The 18,882-nt window shown below is 72.5% G+C and carries 19 protein-coding genes and 1 pseudogene; 7 read left to right on the forward strand and 13 right to left on the reverse strand.

Annotated elements, in window-relative coordinates; genetic code table 11:
• Positions 1–36 precede the first annotated feature (36 nt).
• From AXW62_RS29170 to AXW62_RS29185, 4 genes are all read right to left on the reverse strand, one after another.
• Positions 37–1,374 carry an extracellular solute-binding protein gene (locus AXW62_RS29170; RefSeq protein WP_060947153.1) on the reverse strand — a complete coding sequence of 446 codons (1,338 nt, stop codon included), beginning with the start codon at positions 1,372–1,374 and terminating at the stop codon, positions 37–39.
• A gap of 264 nt (positions 1,375–1,638) precedes the next feature.
• Positions 1,639–2,049: a recombinase family protein gene (locus AXW62_RS29175; RefSeq protein WP_060947154.1), complete on the reverse strand. Its 411-nt coding sequence runs from the start codon at positions 2,047–2,049 to the stop codon at positions 1,639–1,641.
• A 136-nt stretch (positions 2,050–2,185) separates the two neighbouring features.
• Positions 2,186–2,473, reverse strand: a complete 288-nt coding sequence (locus AXW62_RS29180; RefSeq protein WP_075200572.1) for a DUF3039 domain-containing protein — start codon at positions 2,471–2,473, stop codon at positions 2,186–2,188.
• Positions 2,474–2,494: 21 nt separating this feature from the next.
• Entirely contained in the window at positions 2,495–3,082 is a 588-nt protein-coding gene (locus AXW62_RS29185) for a YqgE/AlgH family protein (protein WP_030835866.1), read from the reverse strand.
• Positions 3,083–3,337: 255 nt separating this feature from the next.
• On the opposite strand from AXW62_RS29185, the gene murA reads away from it, so the two are divergent.
• Entirely contained in the window at positions 3,338–4,681 is a 1,344-nt protein-coding gene (gene murA / locus AXW62_RS29190) for a UDP-N-acetylglucosamine 1-carboxyvinyltransferase (RefSeq protein ID WP_060947155.1), read from the forward strand.
• 225 nt (positions 4,682–4,906) lie between these two features.
• Here murA and AXW62_RS29195 read toward each other — a convergent pair whose 3' ends face one another.
• Together AXW62_RS29195 and AXW62_RS29200 are read right to left on the reverse strand one after the other, a co-directional pair.
• Entirely contained in the window at positions 4,907–5,188 is a 282-nt protein-coding gene (locus AXW62_RS29195; RefSeq protein ID WP_030835861.1) for an HU family DNA-binding protein, read from the reverse strand.
• 255 nt (positions 5,189–5,443) lie between these two features.
• Positions 5,444–6,865, reverse strand: coding sequence for an NAD-dependent malic enzyme (locus AXW62_RS29200; RefSeq protein ID WP_030835858.1), 1,422 nt, complete (start codon positions 6,863–6,865; stop codon positions 5,444–5,446).
• Positions 6,866–7,146: 281 nt separating this feature from the next.
• On the opposite strand from AXW62_RS29200, the gene AXW62_RS29205 reads away from it, so the two are divergent.
• Positions 7,147–7,356 (forward strand): cold-shock protein, encoded by a 210-nt coding sequence (locus AXW62_RS29205; RefSeq protein ID WP_020870916.1) that lies wholly within the window; start codon positions 7,147–7,149, stop codon positions 7,354–7,356.
• A gap of 408 nt (positions 7,357–7,764) precedes the next feature.
• On the opposite strand, the gene AXW62_RS29210 is transcribed toward AXW62_RS29205, so the two are convergent.
• The 6 genes from AXW62_RS29210 to AXW62_RS29235 form a co-directional block, all read right to left on the reverse strand.
• On the reverse strand, positions 7,765–10,350 hold the full coding sequence (locus AXW62_RS29210) for a HelD family protein (RefSeq protein WP_060947156.1): 2,586 nt from the start codon (positions 10,348–10,350) through the stop codon (positions 7,765–7,767).
• A gap of 134 nt (positions 10,351–10,484) precedes the next feature.
• Positions 10,485–11,246 (reverse strand): anti-sigma factor family protein, encoded by a 762-nt coding sequence (locus AXW62_RS29215; RefSeq protein ID WP_030835851.1) that lies wholly within the window; start codon positions 11,244–11,246, stop codon positions 10,485–10,487.
• On the reverse strand, positions 11,243–11,731 hold the full coding sequence (locus AXW62_RS29220) for a sigma-70 family RNA polymerase sigma factor (RefSeq protein ID WP_064457429.1): 489 nt from the start codon (positions 11,729–11,731) through the stop codon (positions 11,243–11,245). Before AXW62_RS29220 ends, AXW62_RS29215 begins: the two co-directional genes overlap by 4 nt.
• Positions 11,732–12,046: 315 nt before the next feature.
• Positions 12,047–12,649 (reverse strand): CGNR zinc finger domain-containing protein, encoded by a 603-nt coding sequence (locus tag AXW62_RS29225; protein ID WP_060947157.1) that lies wholly within the window; start codon positions 12,647–12,649, stop codon positions 12,047–12,049.
• A gap of 224 nt (positions 12,650–12,873) precedes the next feature.
• Positions 12,874–14,040: a uroporphyrinogen-III synthase gene (locus AXW62_RS29230; protein WP_060947158.1), complete on the reverse strand. Its 1,167-nt coding sequence runs from the start codon at positions 14,038–14,040 to the stop codon at positions 12,874–12,876.
• A 149-nt stretch (positions 14,041–14,189) separates the two neighbouring features.
• Entirely contained in the window at positions 14,190–15,587 is a 1,398-nt protein-coding gene (locus tag AXW62_RS29235) for a nitrate/nitrite transporter (RefSeq protein WP_060947159.1), read from the reverse strand.
• A gap of 223 nt (positions 15,588–15,810) precedes the next feature.
• Between AXW62_RS29235 and AXW62_RS29240 the strand changes: the two genes are divergently transcribed.
• The 4 genes from AXW62_RS29240 to AXW62_RS29255 all read left to right on the forward strand — a co-directional run bounded on the left by AXW62_RS29240 (position 15,811) and on the right by AXW62_RS29255 (position 17,345).
• Positions 15,811–16,173: a DUF6247 family protein gene (locus AXW62_RS29240; protein WP_060947160.1), complete on the forward strand. Its 363-nt coding sequence runs from the start codon at positions 15,811–15,813 to the stop codon at positions 16,171–16,173.
• Positions 16,170–16,457: a hypothetical protein gene (locus tag AXW62_RS29245; RefSeq protein WP_060947161.1), complete on the forward strand. Its 288-nt coding sequence runs from the start codon at positions 16,170–16,172 to the stop codon at positions 16,455–16,457. Before AXW62_RS29240 ends, AXW62_RS29245 begins: the two co-directional genes overlap by 4 nt.
• Before the next feature lie 241 nt (positions 16,458–16,698).
• On the forward strand, positions 16,699–17,067 hold the full coding sequence (locus AXW62_RS29250; protein ID WP_060947162.1) for a DUF6247 family protein: 369 nt from the start codon (positions 16,699–16,701) through the stop codon (positions 17,065–17,067).
• The gene (locus AXW62_RS29255; protein ID WP_060947163.1) at positions 17,064–17,345 is read left to right on the forward strand and encodes a hypothetical protein; all 282 of its coding nucleotides are present in this window, start codon (positions 17,064–17,066) and stop codon (positions 17,343–17,345) included. Before AXW62_RS29250 ends, AXW62_RS29255 begins: the two co-directional genes overlap by 4 nt.
• Here the strand turns inward: AXW62_RS29255 and AXW62_RS29260 are convergent.
• Complete coding sequence (locus AXW62_RS29260) at positions 17,320–18,306, reverse strand: LysR family transcriptional regulator (RefSeq protein WP_174556446.1); 987 nt, start codon at positions 18,304–18,306, stop codon at positions 17,320–17,322. The genes AXW62_RS29255 and AXW62_RS29260 overlap by 26 nt on opposite strands.
• Before the next feature lie 251 nt (positions 18,307–18,557).
• Here AXW62_RS29260 and AXW62_RS29265 point away from each other — a divergent pair.
• Positions 18,558–18,882, forward strand: a pseudogene (locus AXW62_RS29265) (MFS transporter); the annotation flags it as partial.

The following is an 18,882-nucleotide window of genomic DNA, read 5'->3' on the forward strand; positions in this document are numbered from 1 at the left end:
CGGGGGCCCGCCGGGCGTGCGGTGCGGTGCCGGTGCTCACTGCTGGAACGCCTCGTCCATCTTCTTCGCGGCGTCCTTGGTGGCGCTCTCCACGCTCTTACGGCCGCTGACGATCTCCTGGAACATGGTGGGCAGGACCAGCTGCGCGTCGATGGCCGCCCAGCCGGGCGAGGCGGGCACGAACTTGGCGCTGTCGCCCAGGGTCTTGACGAAGGGCTTGACGAAGGAGTCCTTGTCCGCGACGCTGCCGCGCACATCGGTGAAGGTGGGCAGGAAGCCCATGGAGTCGAAGAGTTCGCGCTGGGTCTGCTTCCCGGCGAGGGTCTTCAGCAGCTCCACGGCGAGGGTGCGGTGCGAGGTGCTCTTGAGCACCCCGATGTTGTTCCCGCCCGCGAAGGCCGGTGCGATCTCGCCCTCCTTCACGCCCGGCAGCGGCACGACCTTGTACTTGCCCTTGACCTTGCCCGCCTCGATGGCCTGGTGACTGAAGTCGCCGCCGATCGCCATGCCCGCCTTGCCGGAGGCGAACGCCTCGATGGTGTCGTTGCCGCCCCACTGGGCGCACTTGGACGCCGGGCAGTTGTCGTCGCCGAAGAGCGAGGTGTACGCCTTGACGCCCTTCTGGGCGTCGGGGCTGTCGATGGCCGCCTCGTACTCGTTGGAGCCGAACTTGCCCTTCTCGTTGGCGAGATCGCCGCCGTTGGCCCAGATGAAGGGCATCGCGCCGTAGGTGTAGGCGCCGCCCACCGCGAGACCGTACAGGTCCGGCCGCTCCGAGCGGATCTTCTTCGCGGTCGCAATCAACTCGTCCTGGGTGGTCGGCGGCTCCAGGCCCAGCTCCTTGAAGACGTCCGTCCGGTAGTACAGCGCGCGTACGCCGACGAAGAGCGGGGCGCCGTAGACCTTGCCGCCGATGGTCAGCGAGTACTTCGCGGTGGGGTCGATGTTCGTCGAGTCGCTCCAGGCGCCGAACTCCTTGCTGATGTCCAGCAGTCCGCCGTCCTTGACGTAGCCGGCGGTGTCGGTGTTGCCGAACTCCATGACGTCGGGGGCGCTCTTGGGATCGTTGAACGCCGCCTTGATCTTCTGCGCCCGGGTGTCGATCGGGATGTAGGACACCTCGACGTCGGTCCCGTCGTGCTCCTTCTCGAAGCCGGCGACCGCCTTGTCGATCACCTTCTTCTTGGGCGCGTTGTTGACCTCCTGGAAGAGCCAGACACGCAGCTTGCCGCTCTTCTCGTCCTCCTTGGAGCTGTTGTCGGAGGTGGAGGGGGCGCATCCGGTGGCGGTCAGCCCCGCCAGGACCAGCGCCACCACCGGGACCGTGGCGCGGGAGGAGAACCGGGAGAATGCGGAGAGATGGGACGGCTTCATAGAGGACCCTTAAACATTTGGCGTTGCACGCTATGCAACGCATGTTTCGCTCAGCACAACATGCGTGAGGCTAGGGAACCTTGAGCACCCCCACAAGAGGTCTCAACCACTCCGTGACAAAGGGACGTTGGCGCCAGGGCCGGTCGGTCAAAGGGGGTGCCCGGCCGCGAGCGGCGTCCGGTGCAGGGGGCACCTCCCAGCGGTAGCCGGGGGAGCACAGGCGGAGCCATCGCCCCGGCAGGGCGCCCTCGGTGACCACAAGCCCTAGCCGCGCGGCAACTCCTCGCCCGGATAGGCGGGCTCAACATACGGCACGGCCTCCACCCGCGCACCCGCCTCGTCCAGGCGCTCCACCACCCGGTCCCAGTCGGGCCAGGACTTCCGGATCCGCTCCAGGACCCGGCCGCTGGCCACCAGCACCACATCACAGCCCGGGTCGGCGGCCCACTCCAGGAGCCTGGGCAGGGTCGGCTGCGCCACCGACATCACACAGCTGCCGGCGGGCCGGTAGCCCCGCTCGGCGGCCAGCCGCCCGCACTGTTCCAGCTGGGCGTCCCAGTCCTTCTCGAACTGGCAGTAGGCGCTGGCGCCTTCCGCTTCGGGCTCGTCGACCTCACGCGCCCCGAACACCAGATAGGCGGCCCGCGCCGCCCCGCTCTCCGTACGCCCGCTCATGGGTGGACCCTACTGGGGTCCCCCGGCGCGCGGCAGAGCGCACATGCGCGGCACGCCCGGCCCGCGACCTCCCGAGGGTCGCGGGCCGGGCGTGCCGTCCTGCGCGCGAGGCTGTCCGGCGGGGGTCTGCGGCCGGCTACTTCTTGCCGTCGCCGTCCTTGCCCTTGTCCCCGCCGGCGCCCATGCCCTCGAAGATCTCCTTGCACATCGGGCACACCGGGTACTTCTTGGGGTCACGACCCGGGACCCAGACCTTGCCGCAGAGTGCGACGACCGGAGATCCGGAGAGGGCGCTCTCCATGATCTTGTCTTTTTGCACGTAGTGGGCATAGCGCTCGTGGTCGCCGTCACCGTGCGACACCTGCGGTGTCGGTTCAACGAGGGTCCCCGTGCCTGCCCCGCGCTCGGGCTCAAGAGTGCTCATACAGCCCTAGGGTACTCATGCCTAGTTGAGAGAAGGGTCGTCCGGATACGTGGCGACCATGGCCAGCTCGCTGCGCTGGCGGCGCAGCACCGCCCGCCACAGCCGCTCGGGGGCGGGCGAGGACACGTCGCCCGGTTCGGACTCCACCACGTACCACGCGCCCTCGGCGAGCTCGTCCTCCAGCTGACCGGGCCCCCAGCCCGCGTAACCGGCGAAGATCCGCAACGACCCCACGGCGGCCGCCAGCAGCTCCGGTGGCGCCTCCAGGTCGACCAGCCCGATCGCCCCGTGCACTCTGCGCCAACCGAGTGGCCCGTCCTCGTTGCGCGCCGAGGACCGGCCCGATTCGCCCGGCACCACGGCCACGCCCAGCGCGGAGTCCAGCGAGACCGGACCGCCCTGGAAGACCACCCCGGGCTCCCCGGCGAGCGCGGCCCAGGACTCCAGGATGTCGCCCACCCCCACCGGGGTCGGACGGTTCAGGACCACGCCGAGCGAGCCCTCCTCGTCGTGGTCGAGGAGGAGCACCACCGCGCGGTCGAAGTTCGGGTCCGCAAGCGCCGGTGTCGCGACAAGCAGCCGTCCTGTGAGCGAGGACACCTCGGTCATGGCCACATGATCCCCCATATCGGGGCCGGAGGGGGAGTGGAAGGCGAGCCCTGTATGAGAGCAGGTCGGGGCGTACGACAGCAGATGCGGCGCACGTGACTGTGGGCTTTCCGATCGAAACGGATCGTGTTGTGACACATTCCCGATGACGCAAAGCGGGCAAGAGCCTTACTGAGGCGGTCTCCGGGACCATTACTCTTGCCTTTTGGCCCTTGTGCCGGTTGGCCCTTGCCCGTCCCAGGAACGCGAGACCAGATGACCCGCTCGAACGATGTCCTGCTCGTCCATGGCGGCACCCCGCTCGAAGGCGAGATCCGTGTCCGCGGCGCGAAGAACCTCGTGCCGAAGGCCATGGTGGCCGCCCTGCTCGGCAGTGCGCCCAGCAGGCTGCGCAACGTCCCCGACATCCGCGATGTGCGGGTGGTGCGCGGGCTGCTGCAGCTGCACGGTGTGACGGTCCGCCCCGGTGACGAGCCCGGTGAGCTGGTGCTCGACCCCACGCACGTGGAGAGCGCCAACGTCGCCGACATCGACGCGCACGCCGGTTCCTCGCGGATCCCGATCCTCTTCTGCGGCCCGCTGCTGCACCGCCTCGGCCACGCCTTCATCCCCGGCCTGGGCGGCTGTGACATCGGCGGCCGGCCGATCGACTTCCACTTCGACGTGCTGCGGCAGTTCGGCGCGACGATCGAGAAGCGGGCGGACGGCCAGTACCTGGAGGCCCCGCACCGGCTGCGCGGCACCAAGATCCGGCTGCCCTACCCGTCGGTGGGCTCCACCGAGCAGGTGCTGCTCACCGCGGTGCTCGCCGAGGGTGTGACGGAACTCTCCAACGCGGCGGTCGAGCCGGAGATCGAGGACCTCATCTGCGTGCTGCAGAAGATGGGCGCCATCATCTCCATGGACACCGACCGCACGATCCGGATCACCGGTGTCGACAGCCTCGGCGGCTACAACCACCGCGCCCTCCCGGACCGGCTGGAGGCCGCCTCCTGGGCGAGCGCGGCGCTCGCCACCGAGGGCAGCATCTACGTACGCGGCGCCCGGCAGCGCGAGATGATGACCTTCCTGAACACCTACCGCAAGGTCGGTGGCGCCTTCGACATCGGCGACGAGGGCATACGGTTCTGGCACCCGGGCGGCAAGCTCGACGCGATCGCCCTGGAGACCGACGTCCACCCCGGCTTCCAGACCGACTGGCAGCAGCCGCTGGTGGTGGCCCTGACCCAGGCGTCGGGCCTGTCCATCGTCCACGAGACGGTCTACGAGTCGCGGCTGGGCTTCACCTCGGCGCTGAACCAGATGGGCGCGCACATCCAGCTCTACCGCGAATGCCTGGGCGGCTCCGCGTGCCGCTTCGGCCAGCGCAACTTCCTGCACTCCGCGGTCGTCTCCGGCCCCACCAAGCTCCAGGGCGCCGACCTGGTCATCCCCGACCTCCGCGGTGGCTTCTCCTACCTGATCGCGGCGCTGGCGGCCCAGGGCACGTCGCGGGTCCACGGCATCGACCTGATCAACCGCGGCTACGAGAACTTCATGGAGAAGCTGGTGGAGCTGGGCGCGAAGGTGGAACTCCCCACCCAGGCCACCCCCGCCTGACCCCTCCCCCGGCCCACCGCACCGGCCGGCCCCCGCACACCCCGCAGCCCGCCCCGGCACCCCGGGACGGGCTGCTGTGCCGGGACCGGACCGCCGCACGCCGCCGCGCCGCCCCCGGACCGCCGTGCCGGGCCCATAAGACCTCGTAGACGGGCCTGTGGGCCCCGTAGGAGCGCCAAGAGGGGCGGCCACCCTCCAGGTGGCCGCCCCTCTCGTTCGCGAGGCTTACTTGCCCTTGGCGGCTTCCTTGAGCTTGGAGCCCGCCGAGACCTTCACGCTGTAGCCGGCCGGGATCTCGATCGGCTCACCGGTCTGCGGGTTACGCGCGGTGCGAGCGGCACGGTGGGTGCGCTCGAAGGTCAGGAAGCCGGGGATGGTGACCTTCTCGTCGCCCTTGGCGACGACCTCCCCGACCACCTCGGCGAGGGCGGCCAGCACGGCGTCGGCGTCCTTTCGGGTCACCTCGGCGCGCTCGGACAGAGCGGCCACCAGCTCACTGCGGTTCATGTTGTACTCCCGTGTTCATCTTGCCAATGAGGCGTGAGATCGAAGCCGATGCTGCCAGGGCCCTCGGACAGTCCCCGGACCCGGGTCTGCTGTTCAGACCCTCGCGCCCGGAACGCATCCTGCCCCCACCTGTGGCGGGAAAGCCAATCCGGAGCCCTGGAGAGTCACACGAAAAGCGCCGTGGCGGTCGTTTTCCTGCCCGCCACCCTATGGCCGCCTCCGGGACCCCAGAGCATGCGACGCGCCGTGCCCGGCCTAGACCGACGTGGTACCGGTCACAGGGCGTGCCGCCTCACGTACGGCCCCGGCGACCGCCCCCGCGACCTTGTCGTTGAAGACGCTCGGAATGATGTAGTTGGCGTTGAGCTCGTCGTCGTGGACGACATCCGCGAGCGCGCCGGCAGCCGCCAGCATCATCTCGGTGTTCACCGTACGCGACTGCGCGTCCAGCAGACCACGGAAAACGCCCGGGAACACCAGGACGTTGTTGATCTGGTTCGGGAAGTCCGAGCGCCCGGTGGCGACCACCGCGGCGGTCTGGCGGGCGATCGCCGGGTCCACCTCGGGGTCCGGGTTGGCCAGCGCGAAGACGATCGCACCGTCCGCCATGGCGGCCACGTCCTCGCCGGAGAGCACGTTCGGGGCCGAGACGCCGATGAAGACGTCCGCGCCCCGCACGGCCTCCCGCAGGGTGCCCGTGACGCCCTCCGGGTTGGTGTTGTCGGCGATCCAGCGCAGCGGGGACTCCGGGTCGGCGGAGACCAGGTCCGCGCGCCCGGCGTGCACCACGCCGTGGATGTCGGCGACCACCGCGTGCCGCACGCCCGCGGCGATCAGCAGCCGGAGGATGGCCGTGCCGGCGGCACCCGCGCCGGACATCACGACCCGCACGTCCTCGATCTTCTTGTTCACCACCCGCAGCGCGTTGGTGAGGGCGGCGAGCACCACGATCGCGGTGCCGTGCTGGTCGTCGTGGAAGACCGGGATGTCCACGGCCTCGCGCAGCCGCGCCTCGATCTCGAAGCAGCGGGGTGCGGAGATGTCCTCCAGGTTGATCCCCGCGAAACCGGGGGCGATCGCCTTCACGATCGAGACGATCTCGTCGGTGTCCTGGGTGTCCAGGCAGATCGGCCAGGCGTCGATACCGGCGAACCGCTTGAAGAGGGCCGCCTTGCCCTCCATGACCGGCAGCGCGGCCTTGGGGCCGATGTTGCCGAGGCCGAGGACCGCGGAACCGTCGGTGACGACGGCCACACTGTTGCGCTTGATGGTGAGCCGGCGGGCGTCCTCGGGGTTGTCCGCGATGGCCTGGCAGACCCGGGCGACGCCCGGGGTGTAGACCATGGAGAGGTCGTCACGGTTGCGGATGGGGTGTTTCGACGACATCTCGATCTTGCCGCCGAGGTGCATCAGGAACGTACGGTCGGAAACCTTGCCGAGCGAGACGCCCTCGATGCCCCGCAGCTTCTCGACGATCTCCTGTGCGTGCGCGGTGGAGGTCGCTGCGATGGTGACGTCGATACGGAGCTTCTCGTGGCCCGAAGCGGTCACGTCGAGGCCCGTCACCGAGCCACCGGAGGATTCCACGGCCGTGGTCAGCTGGCTGACCGCGGTACCGCTCGCGGGCACCTCCAGCCGGACCGTCATCGAGTACGAGACGCTGGGCGCCGTTGCCATGGCCTGCTTCCTCTGCTTTCCCTTGTGCATGCTGTCCGGGCCCCGCTGATACCGGGCCACGTCCTCAGATGGTTACACCTACCTCCGGGTACGAGGTAACCCGGCCCGACTTTCGGACATATTGTTCTGACATAGCAGGGTGGGGTCAGCCGAGTGGAAAGCCCCACTCCTTCGCGGGAACGCCTGGCGAGGCGGGCCATCCGCCGCATCCGCCGTCCTAGGCTCTGGCGCGCCAAAGCGTCAGAAGACGTCAGAGGAAGCGACAAACGAGGAGCGCGGGCATGGCTCAGGGCACCGTGAAGTGGTTCAACGCCGAGAAGGGCTACGGCTTCATCGCCCAGGAGGACGGCGGACCGGACGTCTTCGTCCACTACAGCTCGATCGACGGCAGCGGCTATCGCAGCCTGGTCGACGAGCAGCGGGTCGAGTTCCAGATCGTGCAGGGCCGTAAGGGCCCGCAAGCGGAAGAGGTCCGCGTCCTCGGCGGCTGACACCGCCCGGCGCGGACCTCTTGCGTAAAGAGAGGGTGGCACCGACCCGCCATGCTCGCCTCGCGGCAAGTGGTCGCTCGAAGCGACGAAGGTTGGGCCCGGGGGCTTGGATCGGGCCGGTGCCACATCAAGGCTAACAAACAGGTCCGGGAAGGGATTCCCTCCCGGGGGGTTGATTTCGCCGGGCCGTCCGGTGCGGCTGCGGACGGCTGCCCGTGGACCCTCCGGACAACCCCCGTGAGGGCTCCGGGGCATCCCGGTGAAGGCTCCGGAGACTCCCGTGAAGGCTTCGGGCACCCCGTGAGGACTCCGGCCGGGCGCGCCTCCCCCGTCGCGGCCGGGGGCAGAGCCGGGCCCGGGAACCGGGTGGGGCGGGAGAGCCGGGCCTCAGAACGGGAGAGCCGGGCCTCAGAAGAAGGACGGGACGCCGTGCTGGTCCGGCTCGTCGCGTTCGCCCGACACCACCGTCAGCCGCTGGGTCGCCCGGGTGAGCGCCACGTACAGCACGCGCAGCCCCGCCGGGGACTCGTCGGCGATCTCGGCGGGCGAGACCACGACCGTGGCGTCGTACTCCAGGCCCTTCGCCTCCAGGCTGCCCAGCGCCACCACCCGGTCGCCCAGGCCCGTCAGCCACTGGCGGGCCTGCTCGCGCCGGTTCATCGCGACGACGACGCCGACCGTGCCGTCCACCTCGTCCAGCAGCCGGAGCGCCTCCCGGCGCGCGACCGCGCCGAGGTCGCCGTCCGCGCCCGGTGCGAAGCGCGGCGTCACGCCGGTGGAACGGACCGCCCTGGGCGCGGGGGTGCCGGGCATCGCCAGCGCGAGGACCTTGGTGGCCAGCTCGGCGATCTCCGCCGGGTTGCGGTAGTTGACGGTGAGGGTGAAGCGGCGGCGCGGGCGGGTGCCGAGCGCCTCGTCCCGGGCCCGCGCCGCCTCGTCCGGGTCGGACCAGGAGCTCTGGGCCGGGTCACCGACGACCGTCCAGGTGGCGTGGCGGCCGCGCCGCCCGATCATCCGCCACTGCATGGGGGTGAGGTCCTGCGCCTCGTCGACGATGACGTGGGCGTAGTCGGCGCGCTCCCGCTCGGCCCGGTCGGCGCGGGTGCGGCGGGCGCCGGCCCGGTCGGCGTAGGTGGTCAGCTCCTCCAGTCCGGTCAGCTGGTCCAGCGGATCCGCCTCGCGGGGGGTCGCGGGGCGGGCGGGGGCGCCCAGGAGGGTGTTCAGCTCGTCCAGCAGCGCCACGTCGTGGACCGACAGCGGGCCCTGCCCGTCCGCGCCGAGGCGGCCGAGGGACCGGGCCACCTGGCGCACCTCCCGGGGCGTGAGCACCCGCCGTGACCAGCGCCCCAGCCGCTTCTCGTCGGCCATGGCGGCGAGCACGGAGCGGGGGGTGAGCTCGGGCCACCAGGCGTCGAGGAACTCCTGGAAGGCGTCCTCGGTGGAGACGTCCTCGTCGAAGCCCTCCCGGGCCTCGGCGGCCAGCTCGGGGTCGGTGTAGCGCCTGGGGGCGCCGGAACGGGCCCACAGCGCGTCCAGGAGCAGCCGGCGGGCGCGGGGGCGCAACAGGTTGACGGGCGCGGTGCCGCCCAGCACGTTCTGGCGGATACGGCGCAGCTCATCGGCGTCCAGTTCGACGCGGGCGCCGAAGGCGACCACGCGCAGCCGCTCGGGCGGGCCGCCGGGTCCGGCCGCGGAGCCCGCCCCCGGTCTGCCGCCGTCGCCCGGTGCGGTCGCGGGCGGATCGCCGAACGCCGCGTCCAGCGTCAGCCGGCCGTCCTCCGGCACGGACGACGGGGCCGCGGACGACGGGGCCACCGACGACCGGGCCGCGGACGACGGAGCCGCCGACGACCGGGCCGCCGACGACGGGGCCGCCGCGGAAGCCGCCGACGACGCCGTCCGCACCGGCCCGGCGGCTCCCCGTGGCAGCTCCAGCGCCCCGCGGGCGGCCTTGCGGAGCACCTTCACCATCCGCGCGGAGCCCTTGACGCGGGCCACCGCCGGGGTGTCGTACGTGGTGGCCTCGGCTCCCTCCACCAGCGATCCCACCGCGCGGATGGCGACCTGGCCCTCCTCGCCCAGCGAGGGCAGCACGCCCTCGGTGTAGGCGACCAGCAGCGGGGTGGGGCTGACCACGAGGATGCCGCCCGCGTAGCGCCGCCGGTCCTGGTAGAGGAGGTACGCCGCGCGGTGCAGCGCGACCGCCGTCTTCCCGGTGCCGGGGCCGCCCTCGACCTCGGTGACGGAGGCGGCGGGGGCGCGGATCACCTGGTCCTGCTCGGCCTGGATGGAGGCGACGATGTCGCGCATGGTGTGGCCGCGGGCCTGGCCGAGCGCGGCCATCAGCGCGCCGTCGCCGACCACCGGCAGCGCGTCGCCGTCGAGGGTCGCGCTGAGCTCCGGGCGCAGCAGGTCGTCCTCGACGCCGAGCACCCGGCGGCCCTTGCTGCGGATGACCCGGCGGCGGACGACCCGGCCGGGGGCGACCGGGGTGGAGCGGTAGAAGGGCGCGGCGGCGGGCGCCCGCCAGTCGATCACCAGCGGGGCGTAGTCGGCGTCGAGGACGCCGATGCGGCCGATGTGCAGGGTTTCGGCGATCTCCGCGCGGTCGCCGTCCGGGCCGGTGCGGATGGCGTCGTCGGCGGGCTCCACGGAGGTGTGGGCGCCGTCGGGGCCGCGCTCGCCGTCCTTGCCCGGCAGGAGGTCGATGCGGCCGAAGAGGAAGTCCTCGAACTCGCTGTTCAGCCGGTTGAGGTGGACCCCGGCCCGGAAGACCTGCGCGTCCCGTTCGGCGAGCGCTCCGGGCGTGCCGACCTGACCGCGTTTGGCGGCGTCGTCCATGAGGAACTCCGCCTCGTGGATCTTCTCCTCGAGGCGGTGGTACACCCGGTCCAGATGCGCCTGCTCGATCCGGATCTCGCGGTCCCGGACCCCGTCCCCGCCGTCCCGCTGCGGTGCCGTCCGGTTGTCACGCGTGGCGTTCTGCGCGGCCACCCAGGCCCCCTTCTGTGTTCTTAGGGCAGCCGTCAACCGTACACCCCTTTCACGCGCCTGAACCGGTGCCGCTCTCGTGGGCCGGGAGGTGCGCCGCGGGGCCCCGGGCCCCGGTGGCCCGGCCCCCGGGACCCTCAGAGCTTGACCTCGGCCAAGCGCCGGCCGTCCAGCGTGCGGACCTCGAAACGGTCGATCTCGTCGGTGTTCATGGCGGCGCCCCCCTGGGCGTAGAGCGGCTCCTTGCTCCAGCGGGAACCGTCCCCGTCCTTGACGCCGTAGCCCGAGGTCGGCACGGCCCAGGTGGTGACCGTCTCCTCGTGGCCGTCCTTGCCGATGGCGACCAGGTCGCAGCTCCGCGGCCCCTTGAGGTTGCCCAGCTTGAGGGCGACGGAGGTGCCCCAGCCCTTCTGCTCCAGCGAGACGGACGCGTCCACCTTGGTGACCGGGTCCACCGCGCTGAACTTCCGGCCCTGTTCGTACACCTGCTTGGAGGTGGACGCGGCCACCTGGCCCTTGCCGTCGTCGTCGGAGCTCGCGGTGAGCGCCGCGCCCGCGAGCGGGCCGCCGACGATGAGGACGGCGGCCGCGGCGACCAGGTACAGCCGCCGTCTGGCGGATGCCTTGCGGTCGGCCGTGACGTCGGCCAGGAGCCGGTCGAGCAGCTCCGGCCCGGGGCGGGCGGTGACCGCCGCCGGGTCCGGGAGCGCGCTGCCGTCGGCGGCGGAGGCGTACTCGGCCAGCAGGGGCGGGAGGCCCATCAGCTCGTCCAGCTCGGCGGCGCACCGCTCGCACCCGATCAGGTGGTCCTCGAAGCGCGCGGCGTCGGCGGGGTCGAGCACTCCGAGCGCGTAGGCGCCGACCGCGGTGTGCTGCTGGTCGTCCGCTGCCGGCATCATGCCGTGACCCCCCGTTCCTCGAGCGAGAGCTTCAGGGAGCGCAGCGCGTAGAAGACCCGGGACCGCACCGTCCCGGGGGGAACGCCCAGCACTTCGGCCGCCTCACTCACCGTCCGTCCCTTGAAGTATGTCTCGACGAGCGCCGCTCTATGTGCGTCGGTGAGGTCGTTCAACGCGTCGGAAAGGGTCATCTGGCGCAGTGCGCGGTCGATGTCGTCCGCGGCGGGCATCGCGTGGAGCGGTGCCGCGTCCACTTCGCGGGGACGTGCGCGGCGTCGCCGGTGGCCGTCGATGACGATGCGGCGCGCCACGGTCACCAGCCAGGGCCGTACCGACCCTCCGGAGCGCTGGAGTTGGTCGGCGTTGCGCCAGGCCCGGAGCAGGGTCTCCTGGACCACGTCCTCGGCGCGGTGCCGGTCGCCCGCGACCAGGCGCAGGACGAAGGCGAGAAGCGGGCCCGCGTGCTCCGCGTAGAGCGCGCGCATGAGCGCGTCGTCCGGTGTCGTCCTCTCGGTCACGAGGGCATCTTTGCGTACGCAAGCCGTCGGGTCGAGGGGCGTACGGACCGGAAAGGATCGACGTTCAGCGGCCACCCTGTGATGTACGTCGCATTTCCGGGCTGAACAACTCGGCGCCCGCGGTGCGTACTTGGGTCCGAGAAGGCCGACGCCGGGCGGGCGCCGGCCCCCAGGAAGGGCTCCCTCCCCCCATCCGCCCCGCGGGCCCCGGTCCCCCCCACCCGGGGCCCGCGTCATGCCCGGGGGTGTCCGGATGTCGTCCGCGTTTTGCTGGTGCTTCGTTTACTCGGCGCTGAGGGGCGGGTTCGCGCGGCGGCGGTGGCGGGCCACTCGCTCGCGGTTCCCGCAGACCTCGCTGGAGCACCAGCGCCGCCGGCGACCGCGTGAGGTGTCGAGGTAGACCAGTGAGCAGGTCTCCCCCTCGCACCGCCGCAACTGCCCGCGCGCCACCGGGTCGGTGAGCAACTGCACCGCGTCCCGGGCGATCTGGGAGAGCAGCGCGCCGCAGTCGGGTTTCCCGGCGAGGGCGAGGACGAGGCTGCCGTCGGGGGTCCGTGCGGCCCGCGGGGCGGGCGGGGCGGTGGAGGCCAGCGCGTTCATCCGCTCCAGGTCGGCGTCCGCGGCGTGGCCGTCGACCTCGGTGTGGACGATGCGGTGGAGCAGGTCGCGGGCCGCCCGGAAGCGGATGAGCCAGCGGTGGTCGACGGACTCGAGCGGGGTGGAGCCGGGCACCAGGCCGGCGCCCAGCAGCCAGGCTCTGAGGTGTTCCACACCGGCGAGCCGGTCGACGGGCGACTCGCTGAGCCGGCCGCCGACCGTGGCCACCAGGTCCAGGCAGATCCGCCCCGAGTCGAACCGCAGGTCGTAGGCCGACGCCGACGCCATGTTCCTGTCACCCCTTGGGGAACGCCCGATCCGGTCACCCTTCAGAGTGCCCGTCCCGTCTGTCGCCCGGAACCCCTCCGGAGGCGGCCCCGGCGAACGCCACACGAACGGTTCACGCGCCGCGGGGGCCGGTGGCTGCCGCGGGGGGCGCGTCCGGCCGGGTGGCGGGCGCCGGGGGCGGGGCCCGCACCGGACGGGTGAGCCACCGGTACGGGACAACACACCTAGACGTCCGCGTACTTGGTGTCGGCCGAGGGGTCGAGTGCCAGTCGGTAGCCGCGTTTGACCACGGTCTGGATGAGTTTGGGGGAGCCGAGTGCCGTGCGCAGCCGGGCCATCGCCGTCTCCACCGCGTGTTCGTCGCGCCCCGCGCCCGGCAGCGAACGCAGCAGCTCCGAGCGGGCCACGACCCAGCCGGGGCGGCGGGCCAGCGCGCGCAGCAGGGCCATTCCGGCGGGCGGCACGGTGCGCAGCTCACCGTCGACGACCACCGCGTGGCCGCGGATCTCCAGCCGTCGCCCGGCGACCGGCAGCGGCCTGACCCGGCCCGGGAGTTCGGTGGCCAGCAGCTGGACGAGCGGGCCGAGCCGGAACCGTTCGGGCTGGGAGGTGGGCACGTCGTGGGCCTCCAGCGGCAGTGCGGTGACCGGGCCGACGCAGGCGGGCAGCACGTCGCGGCGGAACGCGTCCAGCAGCCGCTCGCGCATCCCGCGCCGTTCGGCCCGGTCCAGCAGGCTCGCGGCGGCGGGCGCGCTGGTGAAGGTGACGGCGTCCAGGGCGCGGGCGACGGTGGCGTCCAGCAGCCGGTCCAGGGGCCCGATGTCCTCCGGCGGCATCCAGCGGTAGACCGGCACCCCGACCACCTCCGCTCCCCCGGCGCGCAGCGACTCGACGAAACCGGGCAGCGGCTCGCCGTGCAGCTGGACGGCGACGCGCCGTCCCTCGACGCCTTCCTCCAGCAGCCGGTCGAGCACCTCGGCCATCGACTCGGAGGCGGGGAACCACTCCTCGGTGAGCCCGGCGGCCCGGATCGCCCCGCGCACCTTGGGCCCGCGGGCCAGCAGCCGCACCTCGCCCAGCCGGTCGAGCAGCGCGTCGCCCAGGCCCCAGCCGTCGGCGGCCTCGATCCAGCCGCGGAAGCCGATGGCGGTGGTGGCGACCACGACCTCGGGCGCGTTGTCGATCAACTGCTGGGTGGCGGTGAGGAGTTCGGAGTCGTCGGCCAGTGGCACGATCCGCAGCGCCGGCGCGTGCATCACCTCCGCGCCGCGGCGCCGCAGCAGGGCGCCGAGTTCGTCCGCGCGCCGTGCGGCGGTGACACCGACGGTGAACCCGGCGAGGGGGTCGACGGGTGCCTCGCCGCCCGCGGCTCCGGTCTGTTCTCGGTGCATGGCTCTCGTTCCCGATTCGCTCGCGTAGGGGCGCCTGAAGGTTCCGCATCCTGTCGCCGTCCCGTGACGGTTCCGGTTCACGGAGGTTTCCCAGGTGTAACGGGCTGTACGGCCGGGGGCTTCCCCGGCCGTACCCCCGGGCCGCCCGCTCAGACGTCCGCGTAGGCGGGTTGCCGTCCGGAGGGCTGATCACGGGTGTCCGGCTGCCCGGTGGACGCCGGGGCCGGGCGGTCGCCGCGGAGGTATACGGCCCAGGTGATCGCGGAGCACAGGGCGTAGTAGCCGAGGAAGGAGACGAAGGCGGGGGTGCCGGAGTGGGCGTTCAGGAACGACTCCCGGAAGGCGAGGTTGATCCCGAGTCCGCCGAGCGCGCCGACCGCCCCGATCAGCCCCATCGACGCGCCCGACAGGCGCCGCCCGTAGGACGCCGCCTCCTCGCCGGTCAGGCCGCGGGCGACGGCCTTCGCCTGGAAGATGCCGGGGATCATCTTGAAGGTGGAGCCGTTGCCCAGCCCGCTGAGGACGAAGAGGGCGATGAACCCGACGAGGAAGACGGACAGCGACTTCTGCGCGGAGGCGTAGACGACCACCAGGGTCGCGGCGGCCATCGCGGCGAAGTTCCACAGGGTGATCCTCGCGCCCCCGTGGGTGTCGGCGAGCCGGCCGCCGACGGGGCGGATGAGCGAGCCGAGCAGCGGGCCGATGAAGGTGAGCGAGGCGGCCTGCAGCGGGGTGCGGTCGAACTGGTTCTGCAGCACCAGGCCGAAGGCGAAGCTGTAGCCGATGAACGAGCCGAAGGTGCCGATGTAGAGCACCGACATGATCCAGGTGTGGGCGTCCCGCGCCGCCTCCCTGGCCGCCCCGCCGTCGTTCCGCACCGGCGCCAGATTGTCCATGAACAGCGCCGAGAGCACCGCCGCGACCACGATCAGCGGGAGGTAGACGGCGAGCACCAGCCGCGGATGGGCCGCCCCGGCGGTACCGATCACCAGCAGCCCGATCAGCTGGATCACGGGCACGCCGATGTTGCCGCCGCCCGCGTTGAGCCCGAGCGCCCAGCCCTTCCTGCGCAGCGGGTAGAAGGAGTTGATGTTGGTCATGGACGAGGCGAAGTTGCCGCCCCCGACGCCGGTGAGCGCCGCGACCACCAAGAAGGTCGAATAGGAGGTCCCGGGCTCCATCACCACGGCGGCGGCGATGGCGGGCACCAGCAGCATCCCCGCGCTGATGATCGTCCAGTTGCGCCCGCCGAACCGGGCGACGGCGAAGGTGTACGGCACCCGCAGCATCCCGCCGACCAGGGTGGGCATCGCGACCAGGAAGAACTTCCCGGCCGGATCGACGCCGTACTCCGGCCCCATGAACAGCACCATCACCGACCACAGGCTCCAGATGGAGAACCCGATGTGCTCGGAGAGGATGGAGAAGGCCAGATTCCGGGTGGCGATCCGCTCCCCCTTCTCCCTCCAGAAGGTCTCGTCCTCCGGGTCCCACTGCTCGATCCAGCGGCCCCCCTTGCGTGCGGCGGTGGTGGTCGGGGCAGTCATCACGCCTCCACAGTTCTCGGTGTCGCTGCCCGATAGTAGGGATGGCGCATTACCGGGCTGTGGCGGCAGGTGACACGGGCGAAACCTCGGTCTCACCCGCGGGTACGGGACGCGGTGAGGGCGGTTCCCTCCCTCGGCGGAGGCGTGGCCATCGCGTACGCGGCGCCGGGTCCCGTCCGGTACGTTGGCGGTGCCCCGCCCGCCCGCCCCGCCGGAGGACCGCATGAGCAGCCAGCCGGACCAGCCGCACGTGCCCGTCATCCCCCAGCCGCCGATGACGCGGGACGCCTTGCGGGAAGCGGTCAAACGGCTCGACCTGACGCGCATCGCCGAGTTCGACCGCGAGCTGGGCGAGGCGTTCGACCGCGCCGTCCAGACCGCCTCGACCACACCGATGCGGCTGTTCCTGGAGAAGTGGGCGACGGTCGTCGCGGTCGAACGCCACCCCGGCAGATTCCACGCCATGCGCGAGGCGGAACGGGTCGCCGGTGATCCGCATGCCACGGAAGAGGAGTTCCGGGCGGCGCAACAGACCATCGCCCGCATCCTCCAGGAGGCCTCCGCGGAAGCCGGGGCCGCCCGGTGAACACACGGGGCGAGGGCGTCGAGGACGCCGCCGGCTGGGCCTGGGAGTACAACCCCGACGCCGAGTGGGTCGTCGGCGGCATGAAGGACGCGGACCGGTCCGCGGTCGAGGTGATCGGCAGCGGTCTGGCCGATCTCGCGGCCCAGGGGCTCGGCCCGGAGGGTCCCCTCGACGACGACCCCGCACCCCATCGCCTGCGGACGTACAGCGTCGAGACGATGCTCATCTGGTACCAGGTGATCCCGCACCGCAAGCGCGTCTACCTCAACCGCGTCAACCTCTGAGCACCAGCGCCTCCGGGCCCGGCAGCCAGGAGCCCGGTGGGCGGTGGAGCCAGCCGGCGGCGAGCGCACGGGCCGCCGCGTGCAGGGCGTCCAGGCCCGGGTGGCTGAGCCCCCTGCGCCACAGGAAGGGAGTTCCTGGGGATTCCCTCCCGCGGCGGAGGCGTGGCCATCGCGTACGCGGCGCCGGGTGCCGTCCGGTACGTTGGCGGTGCCCCGCCCGCCCGCCCCGCCGGAGGACCGCATGAGCAGCCGGCCGGACCAGCCGCACGACCCGGTGACCCCGCAACCGGCCGCCACGCCCGAGGCGCTGCGCGCGGCGGTGGCGCAGGTCGCCCCCGGCTCCCTGGCCGCCTTCGACGCGGAGCGCGCCGAAGCGGTGCGGCAGGCCCGCGCCGAGGTGAGCGCGGCCCCGCTGCGCAGCTTCACCGGGCAGTGGTCGGTCAACGTGGCGATCGCGCGTCACCCGGCTCGCGCCGCCCGTCTTCGCGAGCTGGAGGCGCTGATCGCTCAGACGGACGACCTCGTCCAGGCCCGCGAGGCCGCCGCGGAGATCGGCCGGATCCTGGACGCCGCGTTCGCCGAGGCCGGAGTGCGGCGGGGCAGCGCGTGAGCGACGCATGGCGCTGGGAGTACGACCCCGACGAGACCCACGTCGTCGCCGGGCTGCCCGGTCACGTGACCAGCGAGGTCGAGCGCATCGCGCATGAGCTGGTCGATCTCGCCACCATGGGTGTCGACGTGACCGACATCGGCAATGATCCTCAGGCCGGGGCTCCGGGCGGGCTGCGCCGCTTGCGTTTCGGCGGCGGCTGGCTGTATTTCCTGGCCATGCCACGCCTGCGGCTCATCGTCATCACCCGCGTCATTCCACCGTACGAAGATCTCTGAGCACCAGCGCCTCCGGGCCCGGCAGCCAGGAGCCCGGTGGGCGGTGGAGCCAGCCGGCGGCGGCGAGCGCACGGGCCGCCGCGTGCAGGGCGTCCAGGCCCGGGTGGCTGAGCCCCCTGCGCCACAGCACGGACACCGGTGACAGCGGAACCGGGTCGGTCAGGGGGCGCAGCACCGTGCCGGGGAGGCGGATGAAGACCTCGCTGGCCAGTACCGACCAGCGGCGCTTGGTCACCACCCGGATGAACTCCTCGTCCCCCTCGATCTCCGGGAACGGCTCCGCCATCGCGATCCCCCGCCCCGCGAAGAGCTGGGCGGCCAGGTCCGTCCACTCGGTGGTGGTGTCGTTGCCCGCCGCCGCGTACAGGGTCTCGCCCGCGAGCGCGGACAGCGGGATCTCCTCGCACCGGGCAAGGGGGTGGTCCTCGCGCAGCACCACGGCGATGCGCTCGTAGCGGATCAGCCGGTGTTCCAGCCTGGCGAGCACGGCGGGGTCGAGGCCGTGGGCCCGGCCGAAGGAGACGTCGAGGCGGCCGGCGAGGAGTTCGGCGGCGGCGCCGGCCAGTCCGCTGTGGAAGCGGGCCACCAGCTCGGTCTCGGGGCCGACGCGGCGCCGCGCCTCCGCCAGCACCTGGCTTCCGGTGCTCACCGGGGCGCCCACGTCCACCAGCAGCGGGCGGCGCCCGGCTCCGCTGAAGGCCGCCGCCAGGTCGTCCTGGGCCTGGAGCACCCGCCGGGCGTACGGCAGCAGCCGCTCGCCCGCGGCGGTGAGGGCGACCTGGCGGGTGGTGCGGACGAAGAGTTCCGCGCCCAGCTCCCGCTCCAGGCGGCGGATGTCGCGGCTGAGGGCCTGCTGGGCGACGTAGAGGCGGGCGGCGGCACGGGTGAAGTGCAGTTCGTCGGCGACGGCGGTGAAGGCGCGCAGCAGGCGCGGTTCGAGGTCCCGGTTCACGCCGTCCATAGTGACGAGCCGCCCACGGCGACGAGCCACCCTCGGCGACGAACCACCCTCGGCGACGAACCACCCTCGGCGACGAACCACCCATGGCGACAAGCCACGCCACCCATGGTGACGAGCCACCCACAGCGACGAACCACCCACAGCGACAAGCCACCCACGGCGACATGCCGTCCGCATTGACAACGCGGCTGCGTGAATCGGCCCGGAGCAGGTGTTGGACCGGCTCCGGGCGGGCCCGGGACCGTGGTGTGGTGCTCCGCTTCCTCGCCTCCCGGCCCGTCGTCCGCCGCCCCGGCGCCGCCCCCGCCCGGCCGCGCCGCCGGTCGCCGTTGGCCCCGTACCGGCGGCTCTTCGCCGCCCCCGGTGCGCTCGCCTTCACGCTCGCGGCCTTCGTCGGACGGCTGCCGGGCTCGATGCTCGGCGTCTCCACGGTGCTCATGATCGCCACGGTGCGTGGCTCGTACGCGCTCGCGGGCGCCGTCTCGGCGACCGGTGTCGCGGTGACGGCGGTCGCGGGGCCGCTGCTGGGGCGGCTGGTCGACCGGTACGGACAGGCCAGGGTCGCGGTCCCCGCCG

It is taken from the genome of Streptomyces hygroscopicus subsp. hygroscopicus (assembly GCF_001553455.1).
Taxonomy (GTDB): domain Bacteria; phylum Actinomycetota; class Actinomycetes; order Streptomycetales; family Streptomycetaceae; genus Streptomyces; species Streptomyces hygroscopicus.